Source organism: Haloarcula sp. H-hyl6, assembly GCF_056934455.1.
The window spans coordinates 177592-199521 of the sequence record NZ_JBRIIK010000002.1; the positions used below are offsets into that span (position 1 = coordinate 177592).

The window sequence follows — 21930 nt, forward strand, 5'->3', positions numbered from 1 at the left end:
CCCTGTCGGCGTCCGGCGACCGCCCGCACTCACCGTCCGAACCGACGCTGGCGTTCCTGATAGTCCCGCAGGGCCCGGAGGTAGTCTCTGCGACGGAAGTTCCGCCAGTTCACGTCGGTGAAGTACAGTTCGGAGTACACCGACTGCCAAATCATGAAGTCCGAGAGTCGCTCGGCCCCCGTCTTGATGACGAGGTCCGGGTCCGTCGGGAAGACGAGGTGGTCCTCGACGGCGGCCTCGTCGATGTCCTCGGGGGCCAACTCGCCCGCCTCGACGTCCTCGGCGAGTTTCTGGACGGCCGTGGCGAACTCCGACTGCCCGCCGAGGCCGATAGATATCTGAATCGGAGCGTCGGCGACGGACTCGTCGCCCGGACCGCGGATGGCGATTGGCTTCGGCGCTCGGAGGTCCGCGAGTTCCCGTCGAATCGTCGGGACCACGTCCTCGTCGAGGACGCTCACGTACACCACGATAGTCGCAGCCTCGTACTGGACCGCCCAGTCGAAGAACCGTTCGAGGGTGGTGTAGGCGCCTTCTGTCAGCAGGTCCCGTTCGGTGATGACCAGTGCCACCGTCTCGGGGAGGGTCGCATCGCTCATCCGCAGGCGGGTGGCGAGGTACCTGTCGTAGAGGCCCACGCCGACGGGTACAGCGACGGTTCGCCTAAAACTCACGGTCCGCCGACCGACACCGAACGAGCGTGCTAGCGACGTACTGGCGGATAGCCTGCAAGTTCGGAAAGGGTAAGTGGCTCTCGGGGATACCGGCGGGACGTGACTTCGACAGTCCGACGTGCCGGCGCGTTCGCGGCGGTGGGGACGTTGGCGTTCGTCGTGCCCGTGGCGACCCGTATCGAGTCGCCGGCGCTCGCGACTGTCGCCGCGACCGGACCGTTCGTCCTCGTCGCGGCGCTCGCCATGACCGCTGTCGACCAGGGGAGCGCCCTGTTCGAGTTGTTCGCCCGACCGGGCGACTACGAGGACGGCAAACTGTACGGCCTCGCCGCCTTCGCCCTCGCCGCGGCGGGGCTGGCTCTCATCGCCGTCCAGTTCGAGTTGCCGGTCTGGGTGTTCGTCGGCACCGTCGTCATCGTCGCCTACGGCAACCTCGGCCAGCGACTCGCCGCCCGGGTCCACACCGACGAGGTGGTCACCGCCGCCGGGTTCGTCGTCGCCGGGTTCGCTACCGGCGTCGGCGCTCAGTTGGTCGCCGCACGGTTACAGGGCCTCTCGGTCGCGACGCCGGACGCCCTGTTCCTCGCCGCGAGCGGCGCCCTCGTCGCCGCGTTGCTCCGCTCGGTGCTGTTCGAGCGAGACGACCCGCTGGTGATGCTCTCGGTGGGGTTACTGCTGTGGCTGTTCTTCGAACTCGACCCGTCGGTGGCCTCCCAGCGCGTGTTCGTCGCGCTGGGCATCTCCGCGGTGCTGGGCTACGTCGCCTACGCGCTCGACACCGCCTCGCTCCCGGGGATGCTCACCGGCGTCCTGCTCTCGCTGTTGACCATCGTCCTCGGCGGGTACGGCTGGTTCGCCATGCTCATCACGTTCTTCGGCCTCGGCGGCCTCTCCTCGAAGTACCGCTACGAGGAGAAACAAGAGCGCGGCATCGCCGAGGAGAACGAGGGGGCCCGCGGGAGCGGGAACGTCCTCGCGAACTCCATCGTCGCGCTCGTCGCCGTCCTCGCGTGGGCGGCCAGTCCGAGCCACATCGCCGTCGACCCGACGCTGTTCCTCTACGCGTTCGCCGGGGCCGTCGCCGCCGCGATGACCGACACCTTCTCCAGCGAGTTCGGCGGCCTCTACGACAACCCGCGCCTCATCACCACGTTCCAGCGGGTCGAACCCGGCACCGACGGCGGCGTCACGTGGCAGGGCGTCGTGGCGGGCCTCGTCGGGGCGGGCATCATCGCCGGCATCGCCGCCGTCACGATAGAGAGCGTCGGGTCCGTCGGAGCGTCGCTGATTCTCGCCTGCGGGTTCGTGGGCATGACCGTCGATAGCCTCCTCGGGGCCACCGTCGAGGGAACCGTCGTCGGCAATCAGGGCGTCAACGCGCTGGCGACGCTCGCGGCGGCGCTCACCGGCGTCGGCGTCGCGGTGGCGGCCGGCCTCGTATGATTCGTTCGGCCCGGTCGGCCGACCACGAGCGACTCCGCGCCATCCAGTCGGCGGCGCTCGACCACCCGTGGCCGGGACTGCTCGACGTCGCCATCGACGGGCCGCCACACGTCCTCGTGTTGGACCTGAACGGCCCGATTGCCTACGCGCTGGTCGTCCCGGACCACCCCGTCGCCTACCTCGCGGAGTTCGCCGTCGCCCCGCCGGCACAGGGGCAGGGCCACGGGACACGGCTGATGGAGGGCGTCCTCGACAGCCTCGGCGAGGAGGGGTTCGAGACGCTCCGACTCACCGCCCGAGCGGACGACGAGCGGGTTCGGTCATTCTACGAGGGGTTCGGGTTCGAACTCGTCGACCACCTCCCGGACCACTACGACGACGGCGACGCGGTGTTGCTGGTCCGGACCCTCTAATCGACGGTCCGGACCTGCACGCTCGTCGGTTGCTTGACGTACTCGCCCTCGCCCGTGGCGACGACGTCCACTTCTCGCTGGGCGGCGACGTCGAGGACCGTCTGCGAACAGGTGTCGTCGAGGACGACGGTCCGGGGGGCCTCCTCGCAGGTCTCGACGAGCGAGACCACGTCCGCGGCGTCGCCCTCTGCGAGGACGGTCAGGTCGGCGTCGAGGAGGCGAACCGTGCCGCTGTCGGCACCGATGACGGCGTCGACGTGGTCCGACAGCGTGACCGTCCCCACCGAGTCCTCTCCGGTCCCTGCTTCGGTCGTCGCCGCACCCTCTGTCTCGTCGCCGTCCCCCTCGTCTTCGGCGTCGTCGGCCGGCGCGGCGGCGTCCTGTTCGGTCTCTGCCGGTGTCGCCGTCGACGCGGCGTCGGCCACGGCGGGGGCGGGGTCCGGCCTGCCGGCCGACGGCGGTCCCGCGGCCCCGTCGTCCGCCGCGTCGGCGCTTTCCTCGCCGACGGTGGTCGCGCCGTCGGCGCGTGTCTCGGCCGCTTCGAGGGCCTCTTCGGGGGATTCGGCGTCGGCGACGGCCTCGTAGGGGACCTTATCGCGGAGCGCCCGCATCGCTTCGCCGCGCGCGAGGTCTTCGACCGAGCGGCCTCGCGGCGCGACGGCCACGTAGTCGACGTCGCCGACCTGCGACAGTTCCTTCAGGATGAGGTCGCCGCCCCGGTCGCCGTCCAGAAACGCCGTCACGGTTCGGTCGTCGGTCAGCGCCGCGACGGCGTCGGGCACGTCGGTCCCCTCGACGGCGATGGCGTTCTTCACGCCGTACTTCAGCAGTTGCAGGACGTCGGCCCGGCCCTCCACGACGACGATGGCGTCGGAGTCGGCCACTCGCGGTCCGGCGGGAAGCCCCTCGTACTCCGTGACGTCCTCCACGCGGGCGCGCTGACGCACCGTCTCGACGATGTCCTCGGTCTGGACGGAGTGCTCCTCGAAGGCCGCCAGCAGTTCCGTGGCTCGGTCGACCACCTCCCGCCGCTTGGCGCTCCGGACGTCCTCGATGTCCGAGACGGTTATCTCGGCCCGGCAGGGTCCTATCTGTTCGATGGTCTCCAGTGCGGCCCCGAGGATGGCCGTCTCCACCTTGTCGAGGCCGCTGGCGACGGTTATCTGGCCGAACGACTGTCCCCCCTCCGAGCGAATCTCGACGTCGATTCGACCGACCTTCTTCGAGTCCTGCAGGTCCCGCAGGTCCAGTTCCTCGCCGAGCAAGCCCTCGGTCTGGCCGAACACCGCGCCGACGACGTCGCTCCGCTCTACGACGCCGGCGGCGGTGATGTCCGCGTGTATCAGATACTTCGATGTGTCGTGCATTGTTCCCGGACTCCCGGTCCGTCGCCGAGACCGGCGACGGCCGCTGTCACTATGCTTCCGTAGGCGACGACGCTCCAAATAAGCTTGGCGTCGCGGGTGTCCGCCCTCGTCTCGTCCCCCGGTCCGGTCGACGGGCGGTCAGGCCGACAGTATCCGGTCCAGCACCTCGACACCGCGCTCCATCGACGCCACCGGGTCGTCGGGGTCGTCGTGTTCGAAGACGAGCCATTCGGTCCCCGCCTCGCGCGCGGCCCGCACCACGGCGGGAACGTCGACGACGCCCTCCCCGAGTTCGGTCGGTTCGCCGGCGACAGTCACGTCTTTCACGTGGACGACGGGGACGCGGCCGGCGAGGTCGTCGAGCAACGCGACCGGGTCCCGGCCGGCGGCCTGCGCCCATCCGACGTCGAGTTCGAACCCCACCGCGGTCTCCGCGGCGAGGCGGTCGAAGGCCGTCTCGGTCCCGACGGGGACGAACTCGTGGTCGTGGTTGTGATAGAGGAGTGGACGGTCGAACTCGCGGGCGAGGCCGTCCAGCGTCGCGGCCGTCTCGTCGACCGCCGCGGCGTCAGCGAAGTGGTCGGGGTCGAGATAGGGGACGACGACGTACGGGACGCCGAGCGTGTCGAGTTCGTCGGCGACCCCAGCAGGGTCCGCCTTGAGTTCGTCGGCGTCGACGTGCGCGCCGGCCGGCAGTAGTCCGGCCGCCTCCATCGTCCGTGCGGTCTCCGGGGGGTCCTCTATGCCGGCGAACTCGACGCCGTCGTAGCCCGCGACGGCGACGCGGTCGAGGAGGGAGGCGAGCGAGGCGTCGAGGTCCCGGAGCGTCCACAACTGAAGCGCCGTGTGCATGCACCCCACTCGTAGCGCGACTGTGAAATAACCGGCCCCACAATACGGTGCCATGGGATTCAGCGAGGACGCGATAGACCCGGCACGGTTCCTCGAAGACGTGGAGATGCGCGTCGGTGAGGTGGTGGACGTCGACGACTTTCCGGAGGCTCGGAAGGACGTCTACAAACTGCGGGTGGACTTCGGCGAGGAGACCCTACAGTCGGCCGCGGGACTCACCGACTACTACGACCACGAGGACTTGCTGGGCGCACAGGTCGTCGCTGTCGTCAACCTCGGCACCGTCTCCATCGCCGGGTTCGAGAGCGAGTGTCTGGTCACCGGCGTCGACGGTGGTGACGGCGTGGTCCACCTGACGACCGAACGGGACGTCGACCCGGGGACCCGGGTGTACTGAAGAGGAAATCTCTTCATAGCATCTCTGTGAAGGTTCGACACCCATTAGTAGGCGGAGTGTGAAACGTCCGTCAATATGAGCGTCGCACGAACCGTCGGCTGGACCGTCGTCGCCCTCGCGTTGATGGCGCTGGCCGTGCCGTGGTTCCTCTGGGACAGTGCGGGCGTCGCCTTCGGACTGCCGGTGTGGCTCTGGTGGCACGTCGGGTGGATGGTGCTCGCGAGCGTCGTCTTCGCCGTCTTCGCCCGAACCGACTGGGGCCTCGGCGTCGAGGGGGTGCACTGAGATGGCCGAGACCGCCCTCCAACTGGGCATCGTCGGCGCGTACATGGTCGTCGCGCTGGCGGTGGGCGTCGTCGCCTACCGCCTGACCGACCGGAGCGCCGAGGACTACTACCTCGCGAGTCGGACCCTCGGTACGGTCGTCCTCCTCTTCACGACGTTCGCCACCCTCCTGTCGGCCTTCACCTTCTTCGGCGGGCCGAACCTCGCCTTCGCCGCCGGCCCCGAGTGGATTCTCGTGATGGGGCTGATGGACGGCATCATCTTCGCCGTCCTCTGGTACGTGCTGGGGTACAAACAGTGGCTGGTCGGCAAGCGCCACGGCTACGTCACCCTCGGCGAGATGCTCGGCGACCGCTTCGGGTCGACGCCGCTCCGGGTGCTCGTCGCCGGCGTCAGTCTCGTCTGGTTGTTCCCGTACGTGATGCTCCAGCAGAAGGGGGCGGGACAGGCCATCGTCGGCCTGACCGAGGGCGCGGTGCCGTTCTGGGTCGGCGCGGGCGGCATCACGCTGTTCATGATTGCGTACGTCGCCGTCTCCGGGATGCGCGGCGTCGCGTGGACGGACACCTTACAGGGCCTGTTCATGCTCTCGCTGGTGTGGGTCGCCGTCGCGTGGATTCTGAACGCCGTCGGCGGTGCGGGCCAGGCCACGGCCGCGCTCGCCGGAACGAAACCCGAGTACCTCGCGCTGGGTGGCGGTCTCTACAGCCCGCAGTTCATCATCTCGACGGCGGTGAGCATCGCCTTCGGCGTGACGATGTTCCCCCAGATAAACCAGCGTTTCTTCGCCGCCGGGTCGAAGAAAGTGCTCAAGCGGACGTTCGCGCTGTGGCCCGTGCTGGTCCTTCTCCTGTTCGTCCCGGCGTTCATGCTCGGCGCGTGGGCGGCCGGTCTCGGCGTGACCGTGCCGGAGGGCGGCAACGTCGTCCCGGCGCTGCTGGCTCAGTACACGCCGACGTGGTTCGCGGCACTGGTCATCGCCGGCGCGATGGCCGCGATGATGTCCTCCAGCGACTCGATGCTCCTCTCCGGGTCGTCGTACCTCACTCGTGACGTCTACCGTCCGCTGAAACGCGCGCTCGGCGAGAGCGAGAGGCCCGACGAGGACGCACGCGAGGCACTCGTCGCCCGCGTCGGCGTCGTCGTCTTCGCGACGCTCTCATTTGTCGCCAGCCTCTACACGCCGGGGACGCTCGTCCAGATTGGCGACACCGCCTTCAGCGGGTTCGCCCAGTTGACGGTGCCCGTCGCGCTGGCGCTGTACTGGCCGGGGACCACCCGCTACGGGATGTACGCCGGCGTCGTCGGGACGCAGGTGTTCTACGTCCTGCACGTGTTCCCAGTCGTCGAGACGCTCGCGGGGGTCGCGGGACTGACCGTCTCCCTCCCGACGGCGTACGTGGGCTGGACGCCGGGCATCGTGGGCATCCTCCTCGGACTGGTCCTGACGGTGGGCGTCTCGCTGGTCACCTCCGCCGCGCCCGAGGAGAACCACGCGGCCTATCGGGTGGACGGCGTCGACGCCGACTGAGGCGGCCGTCTCGCTGAGGGGTCAGCCGACGGTGACTCGGCTGTGGCGACCGAGCGCACACCCGGGCCCTCGTTATGAACCGATGCGACGAACGCCCCCTGTATGAGTCTGGAACAGTCAGAGGCACCCGATTTCACTCTCGAAAACACCGCCGGCGGGGAGGTGTCGCTCTCGGACTACGTGGGCGACGGCCCGACGGTCGTCCTGATAAACAGGGGCCACTGGTGCAGTTTCTGCGCCGAACAGCTACAGACGTTCAGCGAGGTGTCCTACGACCTCTGGTTCAACGACGGCGTTGACATCTTGCCGGTCGTCACCGACCCCATCGGCCCGGTGACGGAGATGCGCGACAGATTCGACCTCGACGTCCAACTGCTGGCGGACCCGGACGGCGAGGCCGCAGAGGAGTACAGCGGCACCGAAGAGACCAGCCACGGCCTCACTGGAATCGCCGCCACCTACGTCCTCGACGAGTCCGGCACGGTCCGGTACGAACAGGTCGCGGACCACCCGGCCGACCGCACCTACGGCAACTGGGTCCGGTACTTCGTCCGCAACGGCTACGAGGACCCGTTCGGCGAGTGAACCCCACCGGCGAGCGCAAGGGGTGAGACTAAAGAGCGTGCGGGCCGGCGTTTCGGTATGGACCTCAACGAGAGCGTCGGCGGCCGCGACCGACTCGTCCGCGTACTGCTCGCCGTGGTGCTGGCTATCCTCGCCCTCCGGTCCGTCCGGAGCGGGAAACGGCTCCGTGGACTGCTCGCCGGTGTCGGGGCCGTCGCCATCGGATACGACGCGACGGCTACCGACGCCGACATCGAGGACCCGTTCGACACGGGCGTCCTCGAATCGTCGGACGACGCCGACGAAGCGGCCGACGAGAGTTCCGAGACGGACGAGGACGTCGACGAGGACGCGACGGCCACCGGAGGCAAGACCCTCACCTGCGCCGCCTGCGGTGACCCCATCGTCGTCGGGCAGTCTCGGAGTCCGAACGAGGACGGCGAGACGGTCCACGACGCCTGCAAGTGAGCGGTCGGCAGCGAACGCCGGCGTAGCGCCGGCGAGAGTCTGCGGGTGTTTATAACCGTCCGTGACGGCAGTTGGGGTATGCAGACCCACATCGTCCCGGTCGGGTTCGACTACGACCGGCTCATCGCGCCGCTGGTGCGCGAGCAACTCGACGTGGACCGCGTCATCCTCTTAGAGGGGGCCGTCGGCTCCGAGGCCAACGTCGAGTACTCGCGCAACCTCGCCGAGAAGTTGGAGAAGGACTACAGCAACCTGCTGGGCGCCGAGACGGAACGGGTCGTCGTCGCGGACGTCTACGACTACGACGAGGCGTTCGAGCAGGCGTTCGAACTCATCAACGCCGAACTCGACGCCGGGGGCGAGGTGTGGGTCAACGTCTCCGCGATGCCTCGGACCGTCTCCTTCGCCTTCGCCACCGCCGCCCACTCCATCATGGTCGAACGCGAGGGCGACCGGGACCGCATCCACACCTACTACACCGTCCCCGAGAAGTATCTGGAGACGGAACTCGCCGAGGAACTGCGCCGGCAGGTCGACCTCCTGCAGGACCTCCAGCGGGGCGAGGAGGTCGACGACCGGGTCGGCGACCGACTGGAGACGGCGCTGGACCTCTTAGACGAGTTCGACGAGCGCGGGACCACCATCGGCGCGAAGGAGATAGACGGCTCCCACATCGTGGAACTCCCCGTCGCGTCGTTCTCGAACGTCAAACCCTTCGAGGAGGTCATCCTCTTCACGCTGGGCGACCACGGCGAGTTCGAGTCCGTCTCGGAACTGGCACAGGAACTGGCCCGCGATTTGGGCGAGGAGTACACCGACTCGTTCCGCTCGAAGGTCATCTACAACGTCGACCGACTGGGCCCCGGTGGGAAGGGCTACATCGAGCAGGAGGAACACGGGAAGTCCTACCGGACGCGACTCTCCCGCATCGGCGACCTGTGGGTCCGCGCGCACTCGGCCGAGGACCGCGAACACGACGTGTTGTAGCCCGACGGCCGGGAGGCGGTCGCGCCACGACTGGTCGTGCCGCTCACTCCGGACACTCACCATCTGACACCGTGCGTCGCTGGCCACGCCGGCGACCGGGGCGAGACGACGTCAGCAAACCGAAGTCGTTTAGCCCCCGGTTGGCCCACATATAGGTAATGGCGCGTCGAGCAGTCTCCGAAGCCGTTCTCGTACCCGTAGTAGGGGTCCCCACGCCCCACTAACACACCCTCTCGACGCCCGCACCGTTTTCGACCGACACGCCGCAGTTCAGACATGAGTGACACACAGGACCCGCCGACCGAGGAATCGCCAACCGACCAGTCCGAGAGCATCGACGGGGAGTACGACCCCCGCGAGATAGAGCCCAAGTGGCAGGACCACTGGGTCGCCGAAGACACCTACGCATACGACGGCGACGCCGACACCCGCTTCACCATCGACACGCCGCCGCCGACGGTATCGGGCAACCTCCACATGGGCCACCTCTACCAGTTCACCCTGCAGGACTTCGTCGCCCGCTACCACCGGATGGCCGACGACACGGTGTACTTCCCGTTCGGCTACGACGACAACGGCATCGCCTCCGAGCGCCTGACCGAGCGCGAACTGGACATCCGCCACCAGGACTTCGAGCGCCGCGAGTTCCAGGAGAAGTGCCGCGAGGTCTGTACCCAGTACGAGGACGAGTTCACGGAGGACGTTCAATCACTGGCTATCTCCGTCGACTGGAACAACACCTACAAGACCATCGCGCCGGAGGTCCAGAGGGTCTCTCAACTGTCCTTCCTCGACCTATACGAGCAGGGTCGGGAGTACCGCCAGCGCGCGCCGACCATCTGGTGTCCCGACTGCGAGACGGCCATCTCGCAGGTCGAACAGGAAGACGAGGACAAACACACCAAGTTCAACGACATCGCGTTCGAGTTGGTCGAGGACGGCGACGGTCCCGTTGAGGACGAGACGTTCACCATCTCCACCACTCGACCCGAACTCCTGCCGGCGTGTGTCTCCGTCTTCGTCCACCCCGACGACGACGAGAACCAGCACCTCGTCGGCGGCACCGCGCGGGTCCCGCTGTTCGGCCAGGAGGTCCCCATCATCGCCGACGAACGCGTCGACATGGAGACGGGGAGCGGCCTCGTCATGTGCTGTACGTTCGGCGACCAGAACGACATCGAGTGGTACCAAGCACACGACTTAGACCTCCGACTGGCTATCGACGAGTCGGCGACGATGACCGAGGTGGCCGGCGACTACGAGGGCATGAGCACGACGCAGGCCCGCGCGGCCATCATCGAGGACTTAGACGTCGAGGGGTATCTCCTCGAATCGCGCGACCACGAACACACCGTGCAGGTCCACGAGCGCTGTGGCGTCGAAGTCGAGTACCTCGTCACCGAGCAGTGGTACATCAAACTGCTCGACAAGAAAGACGAGTACCTCCAAGCGGGCCGGGACATGGAGTGGTTCCCGGACAAGATGTTCAGCCGCTACCAGCACTGGATAGAGGGGCTGGAGTGGGACTGGTGTATCTCCCGCCAGCGCGACTCGGGCATCCCCATCCCGGTCTGGTACTGCGACGAGTGCGGGGAGCCGGTGCTGGCCGACCCCGAGCAACTGCCGGCCGACCCGCTCTCGGACGACCCGCCGGTCGACGGCTGTCCCGAGTGTGGCCACGACACGTTCACCCCGGAGGAGGACGTCTTCGACACGTGGGCCACCTCCTCGCTCACGCCCCTCGTGAACGCGGGCTGGGACTGGACCGCGGACGGTGACGCCGACGCGGACGGACCACAGTCCATCGCCGACGGCACCTTCGAGATGGAGATGCCGGAGCTGTACCCGTTCGACCTCCGCCCGCAGGGCCACGACATCATCTCGTTCTGGCTGTTCCACACCGTCGTCAAGTGCTACGAGCACACCGACGAGGTGCCCTTCGAGAACGTCATGGTCAACGGGATGGTCCTGGACGAGAACCGCGAGGCGATGTCCAAGTCGAAGGGCAACGTCATCCCGCCCAGCGAGGTGCTGGAGAACTTCCCGGTCGACGCCGCCCGCTACTGGGCCGCCGGCACCTCCATCGGCGACGACTTCCCGTACAAGGAGGGCGATTTGGAGGCGGGCGAGCGCCTACTTCAGAAGCTCTGGAACGCCTCGCGGCTCGTCGACCAGTTGACCCCCGCACCGGACGCCGTCGAAGACGTCGACGAGGGCGACCTCTCGGCCGTCGACCGCTGGATGCTCGCGGAACTCGACGCCACCATCGACTCAGTGACGGCGAAGTTCGAGGACTACGCGTTCTCGAAGGCCCGCAACGAACTGCGGTCGTTCTTCTGGAACACGTTCTGTGACGACTACCTCGAAATCGCCAAACAGCGCCTCTCGGACGGCGGCGACGCCTCGACTGAGTACACGCTCCTGACCGCCCACCGCACGTTCCTGAAGCTGTTCGCGCCGTTCCTCCCGCACATCACCGAGGAACTGTGGAGCCGAATCTACGGCGAGGACGAGTCGGTCCACACGACCGACTGGCCCGTCGCCGGCGGCTACGAGGCCGACCTCGAAGCGGGCGAGACGGCGATGGAGGTCGTCTCCGCGCTCCGCCGGTACAAGACCGAGAACGGCCTGCCGTTGAACGCCGACCTCGAACACGTCGAGGTGTACGGCCACGTCGAGGGGTTCGCCGCGGCCATCGCCGAGGCGATGCACGTCGAGACGCTGGAGACGTTCGAGGACGCCCCGGACATCACCACCGAGGTCAGCGACATCGACCTCGACTACTCCATCGTCGGCCCCGAGTTCGGGAGCGACGTGGGCGCCATCGACAGCGCCATCGAGTCCGGCGACTACGAGATAGACGGCGACACGCTGGTCGTCGCCGGCGGCGAGTTCGAACTCGGCCCGGACCTGTTCGCTGTCGAGGAGTCCCGCACCTACTCCGGCGAGGGCGAGATGACCGAGACGGAGAACGCCGTCGTCGTCGTGCGGTGACGCTCGGTCTCGGTCGACTCTAGTCGTCTCCTCGCGCCGACCGGTTCGCGCGCCTGAGTAGCGTTCGCTCCGTCGCGACGAGGACGAACAGCGACAGCGCACCCATCGCCAGCAGCGGCCCCTGCGGCGTCTCGTAGGCCGCCAACTGGCCGTTCGCTTCGAGGGCCTGCACGACGCCGAACAGCGCCTGCGTGTTGTGAAAGACCAGCGCGCCGTACAGCGTCCGTCCGCCGAAGTAGACGAGGCTCGTCGCGAGGCCGACGACGGTGAGCAGTCCGACCATCGCGGGGGAATTGAAGGGCGGACTGTGCGCGACGTGGTACGCGCCGAACGCGGCGGCGGCGACGACGGCGGCACCCGCCGTCGAGACGAACCGACCGAGACCCTGTTCGGTCAGCCCCCGTTCGACGGCGACGCCGAGCAGAACCCAGCACACGACGAGTTCCGCGACCGAGACGACGAGGACCTGTGCGAACGCGTTCGTCACGACCACGGGGTTCGTCGACGGCGCGCCTTGGAGGGCGTAGAGGGCGATACCGACGCCCCCGGCCGCCAGAACGGCGAGTGCCGTCCGTCGGAGGGAGTGGAGACCGAAGTGGTCGGCGGGGGACCCATCCGTCCCGACGAACCGCCGGACGACCCAGAGCGCCAGAACGGTGCCGACGAGGACGTTCGCCACCAGCGCGTACGTGAGTCGGTCGAGCGTCGCCGCCGGACGAAGCAGCGTCAGCAGTCGCCCTTCGAGCAGGTACGTCACCGCCGTCCAGCAGAGATACGTCCCGGCGGCGGCGACCACACCGGAGGGCGTCGGCCGCGGAGACGAGGCGTCTGCGTGCGTCGAGGACGTCGCGTTCGGAGCCACGGCTACAATTCGAATTCGGTTGACAGGTTCATAGCTGTTCGTCCGCCGCTGTTGGAACTCCCGAGACGTGACAGAAACAGCAGGCCGGATGGAGAGCGTGTGCGGCACCGGAGCGTCAGTAATTTCGACCGACTGAAGTTGTCACAGAAGTCCGAGAGCGTCTGCGAGTGCACACTCGCGGATATCGTACGTCGCTCACAGTCCGAAGACCACACGGGAGAGACAGGGGGTCTGTCGTGGACCGATTTTCGAGCGACCGGTACTCGACGGGACGGTAAAGGTGTCATTACCCTACAAAGAACTATCGTGGCTTCTAACGAATCCTCGAACGTACCATGTCAACCGCGATAGAAACTCGGCTCTTCGGAGACGACGTCTCGTTCTCCCTCTCTTGGCCGTGGGCAGCGTACTGGCTCCTGTTCCTCCGGGTGCTCCTTGGTACGAGGTTTCTTCACGCCGGGATGGACAAGTTTCTGGCGGGCGAGCCGTTCAACGCGGGGTGGTGGCTGACGGGACCGGCGAGTGAGGGTATCCTTGCCCCCGTCACGATGTGGTTTGGGCAGAACGCAGCCTGGTTCGTGAACCTCGCGATTCCGACGGGGGAGCTCCTCATCGGCATCGGCCTCATCGTCGGTAGCTTGACCCGACTCGCTTCCTTCTTCGGAGCGGTCCTGATGTTCTTTCTCTACTTCGGGAACGCCGACTGGGAGCACGGGTTCGTCAACGGTGACCTGCTCACACTCGTACTGTTCATCACCCTCCTCGTCTTCGGTGCTGGCCGCGTCTGGGGCCTCGACGCCTACTTGGAGCGGACTGAGCCAGTTCGAGACCATCCACGGCTCAGATACCTCTTGGGGTGACGAAACGTGGTCACGACCGCTTCCGACACGGTGGACAGACTCGCGATGCTCGTCGGTGGGGGACTAATCCTGCTGGGGACGACGGTGATGGGAATCGCCGAGTCGTTCTTCACTGGGCACACCCTCGACCCGAACGGAAACCTCGGGGACGTAGTCGTCCATACCTCTATCGACCCGACGCTTCGCGCGACTGTCATCGCCCTCGGGCTTCTGGTCTTCTTCGCCTACGCGATGTACCGAGTGACGACCCAGAGACAGGAGTAGGTGGGCGGTGTCCGTCTCGGATGGCCGTGTGCGGCCGTCACTCGACATCTACTCGCGTATCTGTGTGCTGTATTCGACAGGACTCTCGGGGTCGGTCAACGAGTATCGGTTTCCAAATACCCGTTCACCCGGTTCCCGTCGACTGCGCCCTCGCTGGGACGGGCGGACACGGAAGTACCCTGTCGCCGTCGCCGGGACCAGTAGCATCAATGGCACCGGGCCGATAGCTAGTCGCATGCAATCGGAGGCGGAGATACGCGACCGAATCGAGGCGCTTCGAGACGAGTACGACAGCCACGACCCGCCGTCGTCTGAACTGGAGGACGAGGCGGAGGTGGCGATACTGCGCGCCATCGAGGAACTGGAGTGGGTCCTAGAGGAGCGAGACGAGGACGACCCGTTCACTATCTGAGCGGCGTCACCGGCGGTGTCAGGAGGACGGCCCGAACGACCCCGCCTCGACGGCCCGTGCCGTGGGGAACCGCCTGAGGCTTGGCACCGCCAGCCAGTAGGCCGCGACGAGGGCGAACCCGACCGCCGAGGCCCCGAGTACCCGACCGCTACCGACGACTTCCCCCAGAGCACCGCCGAGCAAGAGACCCGCCGGGCCGACGACGGCGAGGACGCTCCCGGTCGTCGTCGTCACCCGACCGAGTAGCGACTCGGGGACGCCGCTCTGGAGGGTGGCGCTGACGAGGACGTTGTAGCTTCCGGCGGGGACGAACGCCGCGCCGAACAGTGTCAGGACGACGGGGAGCGAGTCGGCAAGCGCTGCCGTCGCCCAGCAGAGGGCGGCGACGGCGAACCCCGTCGTCGTCACGTGCCCGAGGGGGACGGTTTCGAGCCACGAGGCCGCGAGCGCGCCACAGAGCGTCCCGACGGTCATCGCGGCCAGCAACAGGCCGTAGGTGTCAGCCCCGCCGTAGCGAGCGGCGATGGCCGGGAGGACGGCCGTCGTCATCCCGGTGAAGGCGTTCGCCAGCGCCGCGCCGACGACCATGTGTCCCACGACCGAGCGGCGTACGAACCCGACGCCCTTGACGACGTCCTCGCGGTACCCCGCCACCGAGGGCACCCCGCCCGAGGCGTCCGTGCCGGGAATCTCCGCCCGGGCGAACGACGCGCCGCTCGCGAGGAAGGTGCCGGCGTTCACGACGAACAGGGCGACGGCACCGGTGGCCGCGACGAGCGCACCCGCGGCCGCCCGAGCGACGGCGTCGATGGCGCGGTCGGCCGTCGAGGCGAGAGCGTTCGCGCGGACGAGGTTCCGGTCGGCGACGACGCGCGGGATAGCGGCGTTCTGCGCGGGGTCGGTGACCCGTTCGAGGACGGCAAGCAGGGCGATGACCGCGAAGACGGGCCAGACGCTCAGGTCGCCGAGGGCGTCCGCGAAGGGCACGGCGAGGACCACGACGGCCTGCGCGAGTTCGACAGCGACGAGCAACCGGCGGAGCGGCGCTCGGTCCACGAGCGGTCCGAACAGGAACCCGAACGCACCGGGAGCGCGGGCGAGGAAGCCGGCGACACCGGTCAGGAACGTCGACCCGGAGATGGCGTAGACGAGCCACATCGCGGCGACGAAGTACAGTTCGTCTCCGAGTTCGCCGACCGCGTGGCCGGCGTACAGGCGTCGGAAGTCCGCGTTGCCGAGCAGTTCTTCGGTCGCCTCGTCGAGGCGGCCCCGGAGGGGAAGGGCGGGCGTCATCGGTCACTGGTGAGTCTCGCCTCCGGCAAGAGCGTTCGGCGAACGCTCGTTCGCTAACTTTTCTGACGTATCGGGTAACGCTCTTGGCGTCGGTGGCCGAACCGACCGCCGTGAGCGAGGGCGTAGACGACCCCACGGACCCGCTGGACGTCCTCGGCGACGAGACGCGCGTCCGCATCCTCCGGGAGTTGGCCGACGCGGAGGGCCCCCTCTCCTTCACCGACCTCCGCGAGGCCGCAGACGTACGGGACACCGGCCGGTTCAACTACCACCTCTCGCGGCTCTGTGAGTACTTCGTCCGCGAGACGGACGAGGGGTACGAACTGGGGCACGCGGGGTCGCGGTTGATTTCGGCCACGAACGTCGAGGCGGCCGAAGCAGACCCCGAACCGGCCGCCGAGACGTGCCCGGTGTGTGGCGAGTCCGACTGCGGGAAACTGTTCCACGTCCACCTGACGCCGCCGTGGCGCGAGTCCGGGAGCGGCTGAGTCACGCCGTGCGCTGCCGTTTCAGTTTCTCGATGCGGGTCGAGAGCGCCCAGAACGTCGCCAACAGCGTCAGGACGACGGCCCATCCGGCCGCGAGGTCGTGTGCGAGGACGGTGTGGTCGAACGTGTAGGCCGCCACCAGCGGTTCGCCGCGGAGCCACGTGTGGTGGGGGCCGCCCAGCACCGGCACGAAGTAGTCGACGACGTCGTTGAAGCCGTACCAGAAGACGGCGACGGCGACCGCCGGGACCGAAAAGCTGGCGTAGCGGTGGATGAGGAACGCCTCGACGGCCATCGCCATGTGCGAGAGGATGAGGAACCAGTAGAGCCACGCCGCGATGCCGCCCGGACCGTTGACGACCAGCTGGACGAACGGCGTCCACAGGCCGAGCTTTATACAGCCGAAGAAGGCGAGCATGTGCAGCCACTCGACGTCCCAGTCGAGTCGCCACGCGGCAAAAGAGAGGCCGATGAACAGCGTCGCCACGGGCGAGTCGGGAATGAGGGGGTACGCGAGCGGTGGCGCGGCGCCCAGTTGCCCCTCGACGAGTGGCGGCGCGAGGTTCAGCGGCCGGCCGGCGTAGTACCAGAAGCCAAAGAGCGTCCCGACGAGGTTCACGAGGGCGATGGGCCACGCCAGACGGAGGCCGACGTTCTCTAGCCACTCCGGAAGCGGGGCGACGTAACGGGGCAGTCCCTCGGTGTCGGGGACCGGCCCGTCGAACACTCGCGCGACAACCGCCTCGATGCGCCCGCCGACACCCTCCTGCGTGGCCATGTCTCCGCTGTGGGAGGGGGTGGGCAAAACGCTAGCGGTCGGGCAAGTCCGGCACACCCCTGCTCAGATGCGGACCTCGAACCGCGCGCCGCCCGCCTCGCTCTCGGTGACGTCGACGGACCAACCGTGTCGGTCCGCGACCGTCTCGACGATGGTCAGTCCGAGACCGGTCCCCTCGGCGGCGGTGGTGTAGCCCGTCTCGAACACCTCGTCGCGCTCGTCTGCGGGAACGCCCGGGCCGTCGTCGGCGAGGAAGAACCCGTCGCCGTCGTCGAGGGGGCCAACGGTCACCGTCACGTCGCTCCCGCCGTGGTCGATGGCGTTGTCGACGAGATTGTCGACGAGTCGGTTCAGTTCGGTGGGGTCCGCTTCGACGGTCGGAAGGACACCCACCGACAGCGTCGCCTCGCCGGTGCTGTGACTCGCCCACGCCGCGTCGACGGTGTCGGACAGGTCCACGGGTTCCGGCGTCGGTTCGACGTCGCCGTGCCGGGCGAAACTCCCCAGTTCGTCGGCGAGGGCGTCGATACGGTCGTGGCTCTGCTCGATAGCCGCGAGTCGGTCGGCCGCCTCGTCGCCGACCGTCTCGCGGAGCAACGCGACGTTGGAACTCGCGACCTGTAGCGGCGACCGGATGTCGTGGGCGACCTCGGCGAGGAACTGTTCGAGGCGTTCGGTGTGACGCTCTAGGGACTGCTCGTAGTGCTTGCGGTCGCTGATGTCGAACGTGATACCGATGAGGCCGACGATGTCGCCGTCCTCGTCGCGCCACGGCACCTTCGAAGTGAGCGCCCAGTCGTTGTATCGCTCCTTGTCGGTGACGACGTCCTGCTCGTAGTTGTCGTCCAGATGGTCGAAACTGTACATCTCGCCCACCTCGCCGATGGTCTGTTCCTCCTTGTGGATGATGGGGTCGCCGCACTCGATGACGGCCACGTCGTCGGCGTACGTGTCCGCGGCGTGTTCGTCTGGGTACAACTCGACGTCCGTCTTGCCGACGGCCGCCGCCGGGTCGTCGACGTGGGCGTGGCTCACTCGGACGTGTCGGCCCTCGGCGTCCTTGACGTACATGTGGTGGGGAATCTGCTCGAATATCGTGTCGAGCAGACTGCTCTCGTAGGCGAGTTCTCGCTCGGTTCGGGCGTGGTCGACGGCGTTCTCGATGCGGTTCTCCAGCATCTCGAACGTCTCGCTGTCGCCGCTCTTTTGCACGTAGTCGGTCACTCCCGCAGAGATGGCTTCGCTCGCCACCTCCTCGCTCCCCTTCCCCGTGAAGAGGACGAACGGGAGGTCTGGGTGGCGCTCCCGCACTCGATTGAGCAGTTCGAGGCCGTCTATCGGGTCCATGTCGTAGTCCGAGACGACACATTCGACGTCGCTGTCCGCGAGTCGGTCGGTCACCGCCGCGGGGTCCGCCACCGAGACGACGTCGAGTGCGTCGGACTGCCGTTCGAGCATCGCCGACGCCACCTCCAGAAAGTCCGGGTCGTCGTCGACGTGGAGGACCCGTATCTGTCCCCTCCGCTCGAACGGGGCCCACTCCGAGTCCATTGTCACGGCATGGTCGGCCGGGGATAAATACCACTAGCCCGGTTCGCACCTCCTCTCGGTCTTCCTGTCCCCGCCAAGGACACGGGTTAAGTAAATCCAGTCCCAAGCCACGGTCAATGCCTGAAGCTACCGATTTGGAGGACCTGCACCGGGGGACCGACCTCGTGAAGCGCGGGTTCGCGAAGATGCAGAAGGGCGGCGTCATCATGGACGTCGTCACGCCCGAACAGGCCCGCATCGCCGAGGACGTCGGCGCCGTCGCGGTGATGAACCTCGAAGCGGTGCCCGCCGACATCCGCAAGCGCGGCGGCGTGGCCCGGATGGCCGACCCGGCCTCGCTGCAGGCGGTCATCGACGAGGTGTCCATCCCCGTGATGGGCAAGGCCCGCATCGGCCACACGAAGGAGGCCGAGATTCTGGAGGCCGCCGGCGCCGACATGCTCGACGAGAGCGAGGTGCTGACACCCGCCGACGACCGCTACCACATCGACAAGCGGGACTTCACCGCGCCGTTCGTCTGTGGGGCCCGCAACCTGCAGGAGGCCCTGCGCCGCATCGACGAGGGCGCGGCGATGATTCGGACGAAGGGCGAGGCCGGCACCGGCGACGTCAATCAGGCCGTCCACCACCAGCGCAACATCAAGGGCGCCATCCGCAAACTCGAAGGGATGAGCTACGAGGAACGCGAGAAGTGGGCCCGCGAACACGAGGCGCCCGCGGACCTCGTCCACGAGACGGCCGACATGGGCCGCCTCCCGGTCGTCAACTTCGCCGCCGGCGGCATCGCGACGCCCGCCGACGCGGCGCTGATGATGCACCACGGCTGTGACGGCATCTTCGTCGGGTCGGGCATCTTCGGCGCCGAGGACCCCGAGGCGATGGGCACCGCCATCGTCGAGGCCGTCAACAACTGGGACGACGCCGAGAAACTCACCGAAATCAGCAAGAACGTCGGGAAAGGCATGAAAGGCGACGCGAACGCCGACCTGCCGGAAGAGGAGCAGTTGCAGGGCCGCGGCGTCTGAACTGACGACACCCGATTCTCTCGTCCGCGACTCGCCGAGCGTCGGCACCGCCTCGGCGCCGCTCCGCCGACAGAAACGAAGACACAAGTCACTACGGCGGTGATACAGGTCTGTGCAGGGGACGACTGCCACGCCCACCGGCCACCGCTCGGGCGATACCCTCCTCGAACTGATTCGAGCGCTCCAGCAGTTCCTCGAAGGCCTCGCCGCTTCCCAGGGGCGTCTCGCCGCGACGGCGTTTCTGCTCGGCGTTCTCGTCTTCGCCGTCGTGGTGGTCCCGGCCGTGCTCGCGCGTCTCCGGAACCTCGCCGTCGACCAGATAGAGTCGGGGCGGGCGGGCGAGTGGCTGAAACGGCTGGCGTCGTACACCCCGACGACGTTCCGCGGTATCCTCTTGCGGACCGCCCAACTCACGGTGCTGTTGCTGGTCGTCGTCTCCTTCCTCGTCGTCTGGGAGGTCGTTGACGTCACGGCAGCCCTCGGCCCCTTCGTCGAGAGCGACGACCCGACGCTGTTGGACACGGTGCAGACGGCGCTGCTCGTGACAGTGGCGTTCGTCCTCTCGGACCAGTTACAGCGGTCCGTCGACCGCCTGAGCAGGGCGCTGGACGACTTCACCGAACATCAGGAGGAGATTCTGATTCGCCTGGGACAGGTCACCATCTTCGTCACCGCCGGGGCGAGCGTCCTCGCCGTCTGGGGCATCAACATCGGCGGCCTCCTCGTCGGGGCCGGGTTCCTCGGCATCGTGGTCGGGTTCGCGGCCCGACAGACCTTGGGGTCGCTCATCGCCGGGTTCGTCCTGATGTTCTCGCGGCCGTTCACTATCGGCGACTGGGTCGTGGTCGGCGAGGAGGAGGAAGGCATCGTCACCGACATCACCATCTTCAACACCCGACTGGAGAACTTCGACGGCGAGTTCGTCGTCATCCCCAACGACCGGGTGAGTGAGCAGGCGGTAACCAACCGGAGTCAGAAGGGGCTCCTCAGGTTGACCCTCGACGTGGGCGTCGACTACGACGCGGACGTCGAGACGGCGATGGCCGTCGCCGAGGACGCGATGACGGGCATCGAGGACATCGTCGACTCCCCGCCGCCCCAGGTCATCCCCAAGTCCTTCGGTGACTCCGCCGTCGTCCTCGAACTCCGGTTCTGGATAGACCACCCCACGCCCCCGCGGAAGTGGCGGGCTATCTCGGCCGTCGTCCGGGAGATAAAGGCCGCCTTCGACGAGGAGGACATCTCCATCCCGTTCCCACAGCGGACACTCCAGGGCCGCGGCGGCGAGGTGGAGGCGGCGGTCAGGTCCGCGAGCGTCGACGCCGAGGACTAGTCGAACAGACCGTCCAACAGCAGGCCAGCGCCGAGGAACCAGCACCCGGAGAGAACGCCGAGCGTCCCGACGTGGAACAGCCACGCCGTCCCGTCCCCTCCCACGAGCGGGCCGGTCACCGCCTCGCCCGCGACGCCGAGAGCGGCCACGATGTCGGGGGCGTCGGCCAGCATCCCCGCGAACGCTCCCACGACCAGCGGCAGCGTCGCTGCGAGGAGGACGAGGCCAACCTGTGTCGACCGCCGACCGACCGCCGCCGGGCCTGTGTGGCCGGTCGGACCGACCGTCGGACGACGCCGCGACATACGGTGACATAGCTCACGCGGCCGTATAAATTCCCCAGTAACGCGGGTCGAGACGCTCCCGAAGGTCTGTCGCTCGATGGGGGCGCTATCGGGCGATTCGTACCCTGCGCTCCGGTAGGCGTCGCCTGTCGAAGCTATTATCCCCGGGCGCACGAACGGAGTGGTATGAGCACTCCGCCGGGGGAGTATTACACCGAGGAACGCTGGCAGAACTGGCTCGACCGCATCGAGGAGGAGGGTGTCGACCCTGAGGACGAGGATTCGGCACGCCTCCTGTTGAACCTGCAGGACGACGCCGCCATCGCCATCGCGAAGATACTCACCGACTACGAGGACGGGACGCTGGACGAGGAGACGACGCTGTCGGAACTGGCCGGCGTCCGGGACATCGTCCTCGACGACATCGAGATGGAGGACGAGGAGACGCTGATGCTGATAGACGGCGTGCAGACGTCACTCGTCTGCGTCTTCTACGCCGCCGAGGAGTACGTCGCGGAGGGCGTCGCCGACGAGGCCACCGTCGCCGACTACATCGGTGCCGCGGCCGACGCCGAGGCCGAGGAGAACTTGGACGCGGCGCTGGGCTACTGCGTGCAGGCCGGGACGCGAATCATCGACGGCGACGAACTCCCGATGGACGTCGCGGAGAACTTGGAGTACGGCCTGGTCTCGGAGTGGGTCAACGGCCTCGACAGTCTCCAGACGGCGATGAGCGACCCCGAAGTCGTCGAAGAGGAAGACGAGAGCTGAGTCGTCGGACAGGTTTTTACCTACCAGTACGTAA

The 21930-nt window shown here is 67.6% G+C and carries 24 protein-coding genes; 16 read left to right on the forward strand and 8 right to left on the reverse strand.

All coding sequences use genetic code 11. The features are described from left to right. Window positions 1-29: 29 nt before the first annotated feature. Window positions 30-638, reverse strand: a complete 609-nt coding sequence (locus tag Hhyl6_RS14245) for an undecaprenyl diphosphate synthase family protein (RefSeq protein ID WP_483740734.1) — start codon at window positions 636-638, stop codon at window positions 30-32. 135 nt (window positions 639-773) lie between these two features. Between Hhyl6_RS14245 and Hhyl6_RS14250 the strand changes: the two genes are divergently transcribed. Then, window positions 774-2117, forward strand: a complete 1344-nt coding sequence (locus tag Hhyl6_RS14250; RefSeq protein WP_483739923.1) for a DUF92 domain-containing protein — start codon at window positions 774-776, stop codon at window positions 2115-2117. Then, a complete protein-coding gene (locus Hhyl6_RS14255; protein ID WP_483739924.1) occupies window positions 2114-2530 on the forward strand; it encodes a GNAT family N-acetyltransferase in 417 nt (138 codons plus the stop codon). The genes Hhyl6_RS14250 and Hhyl6_RS14255 overlap by 4 nt, the downstream gene beginning before the upstream one ends. Here Hhyl6_RS14255 and dnaG read toward each other — a convergent pair. Continuing rightward, window positions 2527-3897, reverse strand: a complete 1371-nt coding sequence (gene dnaG, locus Hhyl6_RS14260; protein ID WP_483739925.1) for a DNA primase DnaG — start codon at window positions 3895-3897, stop codon at window positions 2527-2529. The two genes, Hhyl6_RS14255 and dnaG, sit on opposite strands and share 4 nt — an antisense overlap. 138 nt (window positions 3898-4035) lie before the next feature. Continuing rightward, window positions 4036-4749, reverse strand: coding sequence for a sugar phosphate isomerase/epimerase family protein (locus Hhyl6_RS14265; RefSeq protein WP_483739926.1), 714 nt, complete (start codon window positions 4747-4749; stop codon window positions 4036-4038). Between the two features lie 52 nt (window positions 4750-4801). Here Hhyl6_RS14265 and Hhyl6_RS14270 point away from each other — a divergent pair, with 52 nt between their 5' ends. From Hhyl6_RS14270 to Hhyl6_RS14300, 7 genes are all read left to right on the forward strand, one after another. Further along, window positions 4802-5146: a tRNA-binding protein gene (locus Hhyl6_RS14270; protein ID WP_483739927.1), complete on the forward strand. Its 345-nt coding sequence runs from the start codon at window positions 4802-4804 to the stop codon at window positions 5144-5146. Window positions 5147-5221: 75 nt separating this feature from the next. Then, the gene (locus Hhyl6_RS14275) at window positions 5222-5431 is read left to right on the forward strand and encodes a DUF3311 domain-containing protein (protein WP_483739928.1); all 210 of its coding nucleotides are present in this window, start codon (window positions 5222-5224) and stop codon (window positions 5429-5431) included. 1 nt (window position 5432) lies between these two features. Continuing rightward, window positions 5433-6962, forward strand: coding sequence for a sodium:solute symporter family protein (locus Hhyl6_RS14280; RefSeq protein ID WP_483739929.1), 1530 nt, complete (start codon window positions 5433-5435; stop codon window positions 6960-6962). A 102-nt stretch (window positions 6963-7064) separates the two neighbouring features. Then, on the forward strand, window positions 7065-7547 hold the full coding sequence (locus Hhyl6_RS14285) for a peroxiredoxin family protein (RefSeq protein ID WP_483739930.1): 483 nt from the start codon (window positions 7065-7067) through the stop codon (window positions 7545-7547). A gap of 57 nt (window positions 7548-7604) precedes the next feature. Further along, on the forward strand, window positions 7605-7994 hold the full coding sequence (locus Hhyl6_RS14290; RefSeq protein WP_483739931.1) for a YgaP family membrane protein: 390 nt from the start codon (window positions 7605-7607) through the stop codon (window positions 7992-7994). Between the two features lie 78 nt (window positions 7995-8072). Beyond that, window positions 8073-8981 (forward strand): HFX_2341 family transcriptional regulator, encoded by a 909-nt coding sequence (locus Hhyl6_RS14295; protein ID WP_483739932.1) that lies wholly within the window; start codon window positions 8073-8075, stop codon window positions 8979-8981. Between the two features lie 276 nt (window positions 8982-9257). Beyond that, window positions 9258-11975 carry a valine--tRNA ligase gene (locus tag Hhyl6_RS14300; RefSeq protein WP_483739933.1) on the forward strand — a complete coding sequence of 906 codons (2718 nt, stop codon included), beginning with the start codon at window positions 9258-9260 and terminating at the stop codon, window positions 11973-11975. A gap of 19 nt (window positions 11976-11994) precedes the next feature. On the opposite strand, the gene Hhyl6_RS14305 is transcribed toward Hhyl6_RS14300, so the two are convergent. Beyond that, window positions 11995-12837, reverse strand: a complete 843-nt coding sequence (locus tag Hhyl6_RS14305) for a hypothetical protein (protein WP_483739934.1) — start codon at window positions 12835-12837, stop codon at window positions 11995-11997. A gap of 335 nt (window positions 12838-13172) precedes the next feature. Here Hhyl6_RS14305 and Hhyl6_RS14310 point away from each other — a divergent pair, with 335 nt between their 5' ends. The 3 genes from Hhyl6_RS14310 to Hhyl6_RS14320 all read left to right on the forward strand — a co-directional run bounded on the left by Hhyl6_RS14310 (window position 13173) and on the right by Hhyl6_RS14320 (window position 14373). After that, window positions 13173-13697 (forward strand): DoxX family protein, encoded by a 525-nt coding sequence (locus Hhyl6_RS14310; protein ID WP_483739935.1) that lies wholly within the window; start codon window positions 13173-13175, stop codon window positions 13695-13697. Window positions 13698-13703: 6 nt separating this feature from the next. Further along, complete coding sequence (locus Hhyl6_RS14315) at window positions 13704-13961, forward strand: hypothetical protein (protein WP_483739936.1); 258 nt, start codon at window positions 13704-13706, stop codon at window positions 13959-13961. Between the two features lie 235 nt (window positions 13962-14196). After that, window positions 14197-14373 carry a hypothetical protein gene (locus Hhyl6_RS14320; RefSeq protein ID WP_483739937.1) on the forward strand — a complete coding sequence of 59 codons (177 nt, stop codon included), beginning with the start codon at window positions 14197-14199 and terminating at the stop codon, window positions 14371-14373. Between the two features lie 18 nt (window positions 14374-14391). Here Hhyl6_RS14320 and Hhyl6_RS14325 read toward each other — a convergent pair whose 3' ends face one another. Next, window positions 14392-15666 (reverse strand): MFS transporter, encoded by a 1275-nt coding sequence (locus Hhyl6_RS14325; protein WP_483739938.1) that lies wholly within the window; start codon window positions 15664-15666, stop codon window positions 14392-14394. A gap of 110 nt (window positions 15667-15776) precedes the next feature. On the opposite strand from Hhyl6_RS14325, the gene Hhyl6_RS14330 reads away from it, so the two are divergent. Further along, window positions 15777-16154, forward strand: coding sequence for a DUF7347 domain-containing protein (locus Hhyl6_RS14330; protein WP_483739939.1), 378 nt, complete (start codon window positions 15777-15779; stop codon window positions 16152-16154). 1 nt (window position 16155) lies between these two features. Here Hhyl6_RS14330 and Hhyl6_RS14335 read toward each other — a convergent pair whose 3' ends face one another. Together Hhyl6_RS14335 and Hhyl6_RS14340 are read right to left on the reverse strand one after the other, a co-directional pair. Beyond that, window positions 16156-16932 (reverse strand): DUF1405 domain-containing protein, encoded by a 777-nt coding sequence (locus Hhyl6_RS14335; RefSeq protein WP_483739940.1) that lies wholly within the window; start codon window positions 16930-16932, stop codon window positions 16156-16158. 63 nt (window positions 16933-16995) lie between these two features. Next, window positions 16996-18483, reverse strand: coding sequence for a PAS domain-containing sensor histidine kinase (locus Hhyl6_RS14340; protein ID WP_483739941.1), 1488 nt, complete (start codon window positions 18481-18483; stop codon window positions 16996-16998). A 116-nt stretch (window positions 18484-18599) separates the two neighbouring features. Here Hhyl6_RS14340 and pdxS point away from each other — a divergent pair, with 116 nt between their 5' ends. Together pdxS and Hhyl6_RS14350 are read left to right on the forward strand one after the other, a co-directional pair. Continuing rightward, a complete protein-coding gene (gene pdxS / locus Hhyl6_RS14345) occupies window positions 18600-19508 on the forward strand; it encodes a pyridoxal 5'-phosphate synthase lyase subunit PdxS (protein WP_483739942.1) in 909 nt (302 codons plus the stop codon). Between the two features lie 112 nt (window positions 19509-19620). Beyond that, on the forward strand, window positions 19621-20841 hold the full coding sequence (locus Hhyl6_RS14350) for a mechanosensitive ion channel family protein (protein ID WP_483739943.1): 1221 nt from the start codon (window positions 19621-19623) through the stop codon (window positions 20839-20841). Here the strand turns inward: Hhyl6_RS14350 and Hhyl6_RS14355 are convergent. Beyond that, window positions 20838-21146 carry a hypothetical protein gene (locus Hhyl6_RS14355; protein ID WP_483739944.1) on the reverse strand — a complete coding sequence of 103 codons (309 nt, stop codon included), beginning with the start codon at window positions 21144-21146 and terminating at the stop codon, window positions 20838-20840. The two genes, Hhyl6_RS14350 and Hhyl6_RS14355, sit on opposite strands and share 4 nt — an antisense overlap. A 165-nt stretch (window positions 21147-21311) precedes the next feature. Between Hhyl6_RS14355 and Hhyl6_RS14360 the strand changes: the two genes are divergently transcribed. Then, window positions 21312-21896, forward strand: a complete 585-nt coding sequence (locus Hhyl6_RS14360) for a DUF2150 family protein (protein WP_483739945.1) — start codon at window positions 21312-21314, stop codon at window positions 21894-21896. Window positions 21897-21930 lie beyond the last annotated feature (34 nt).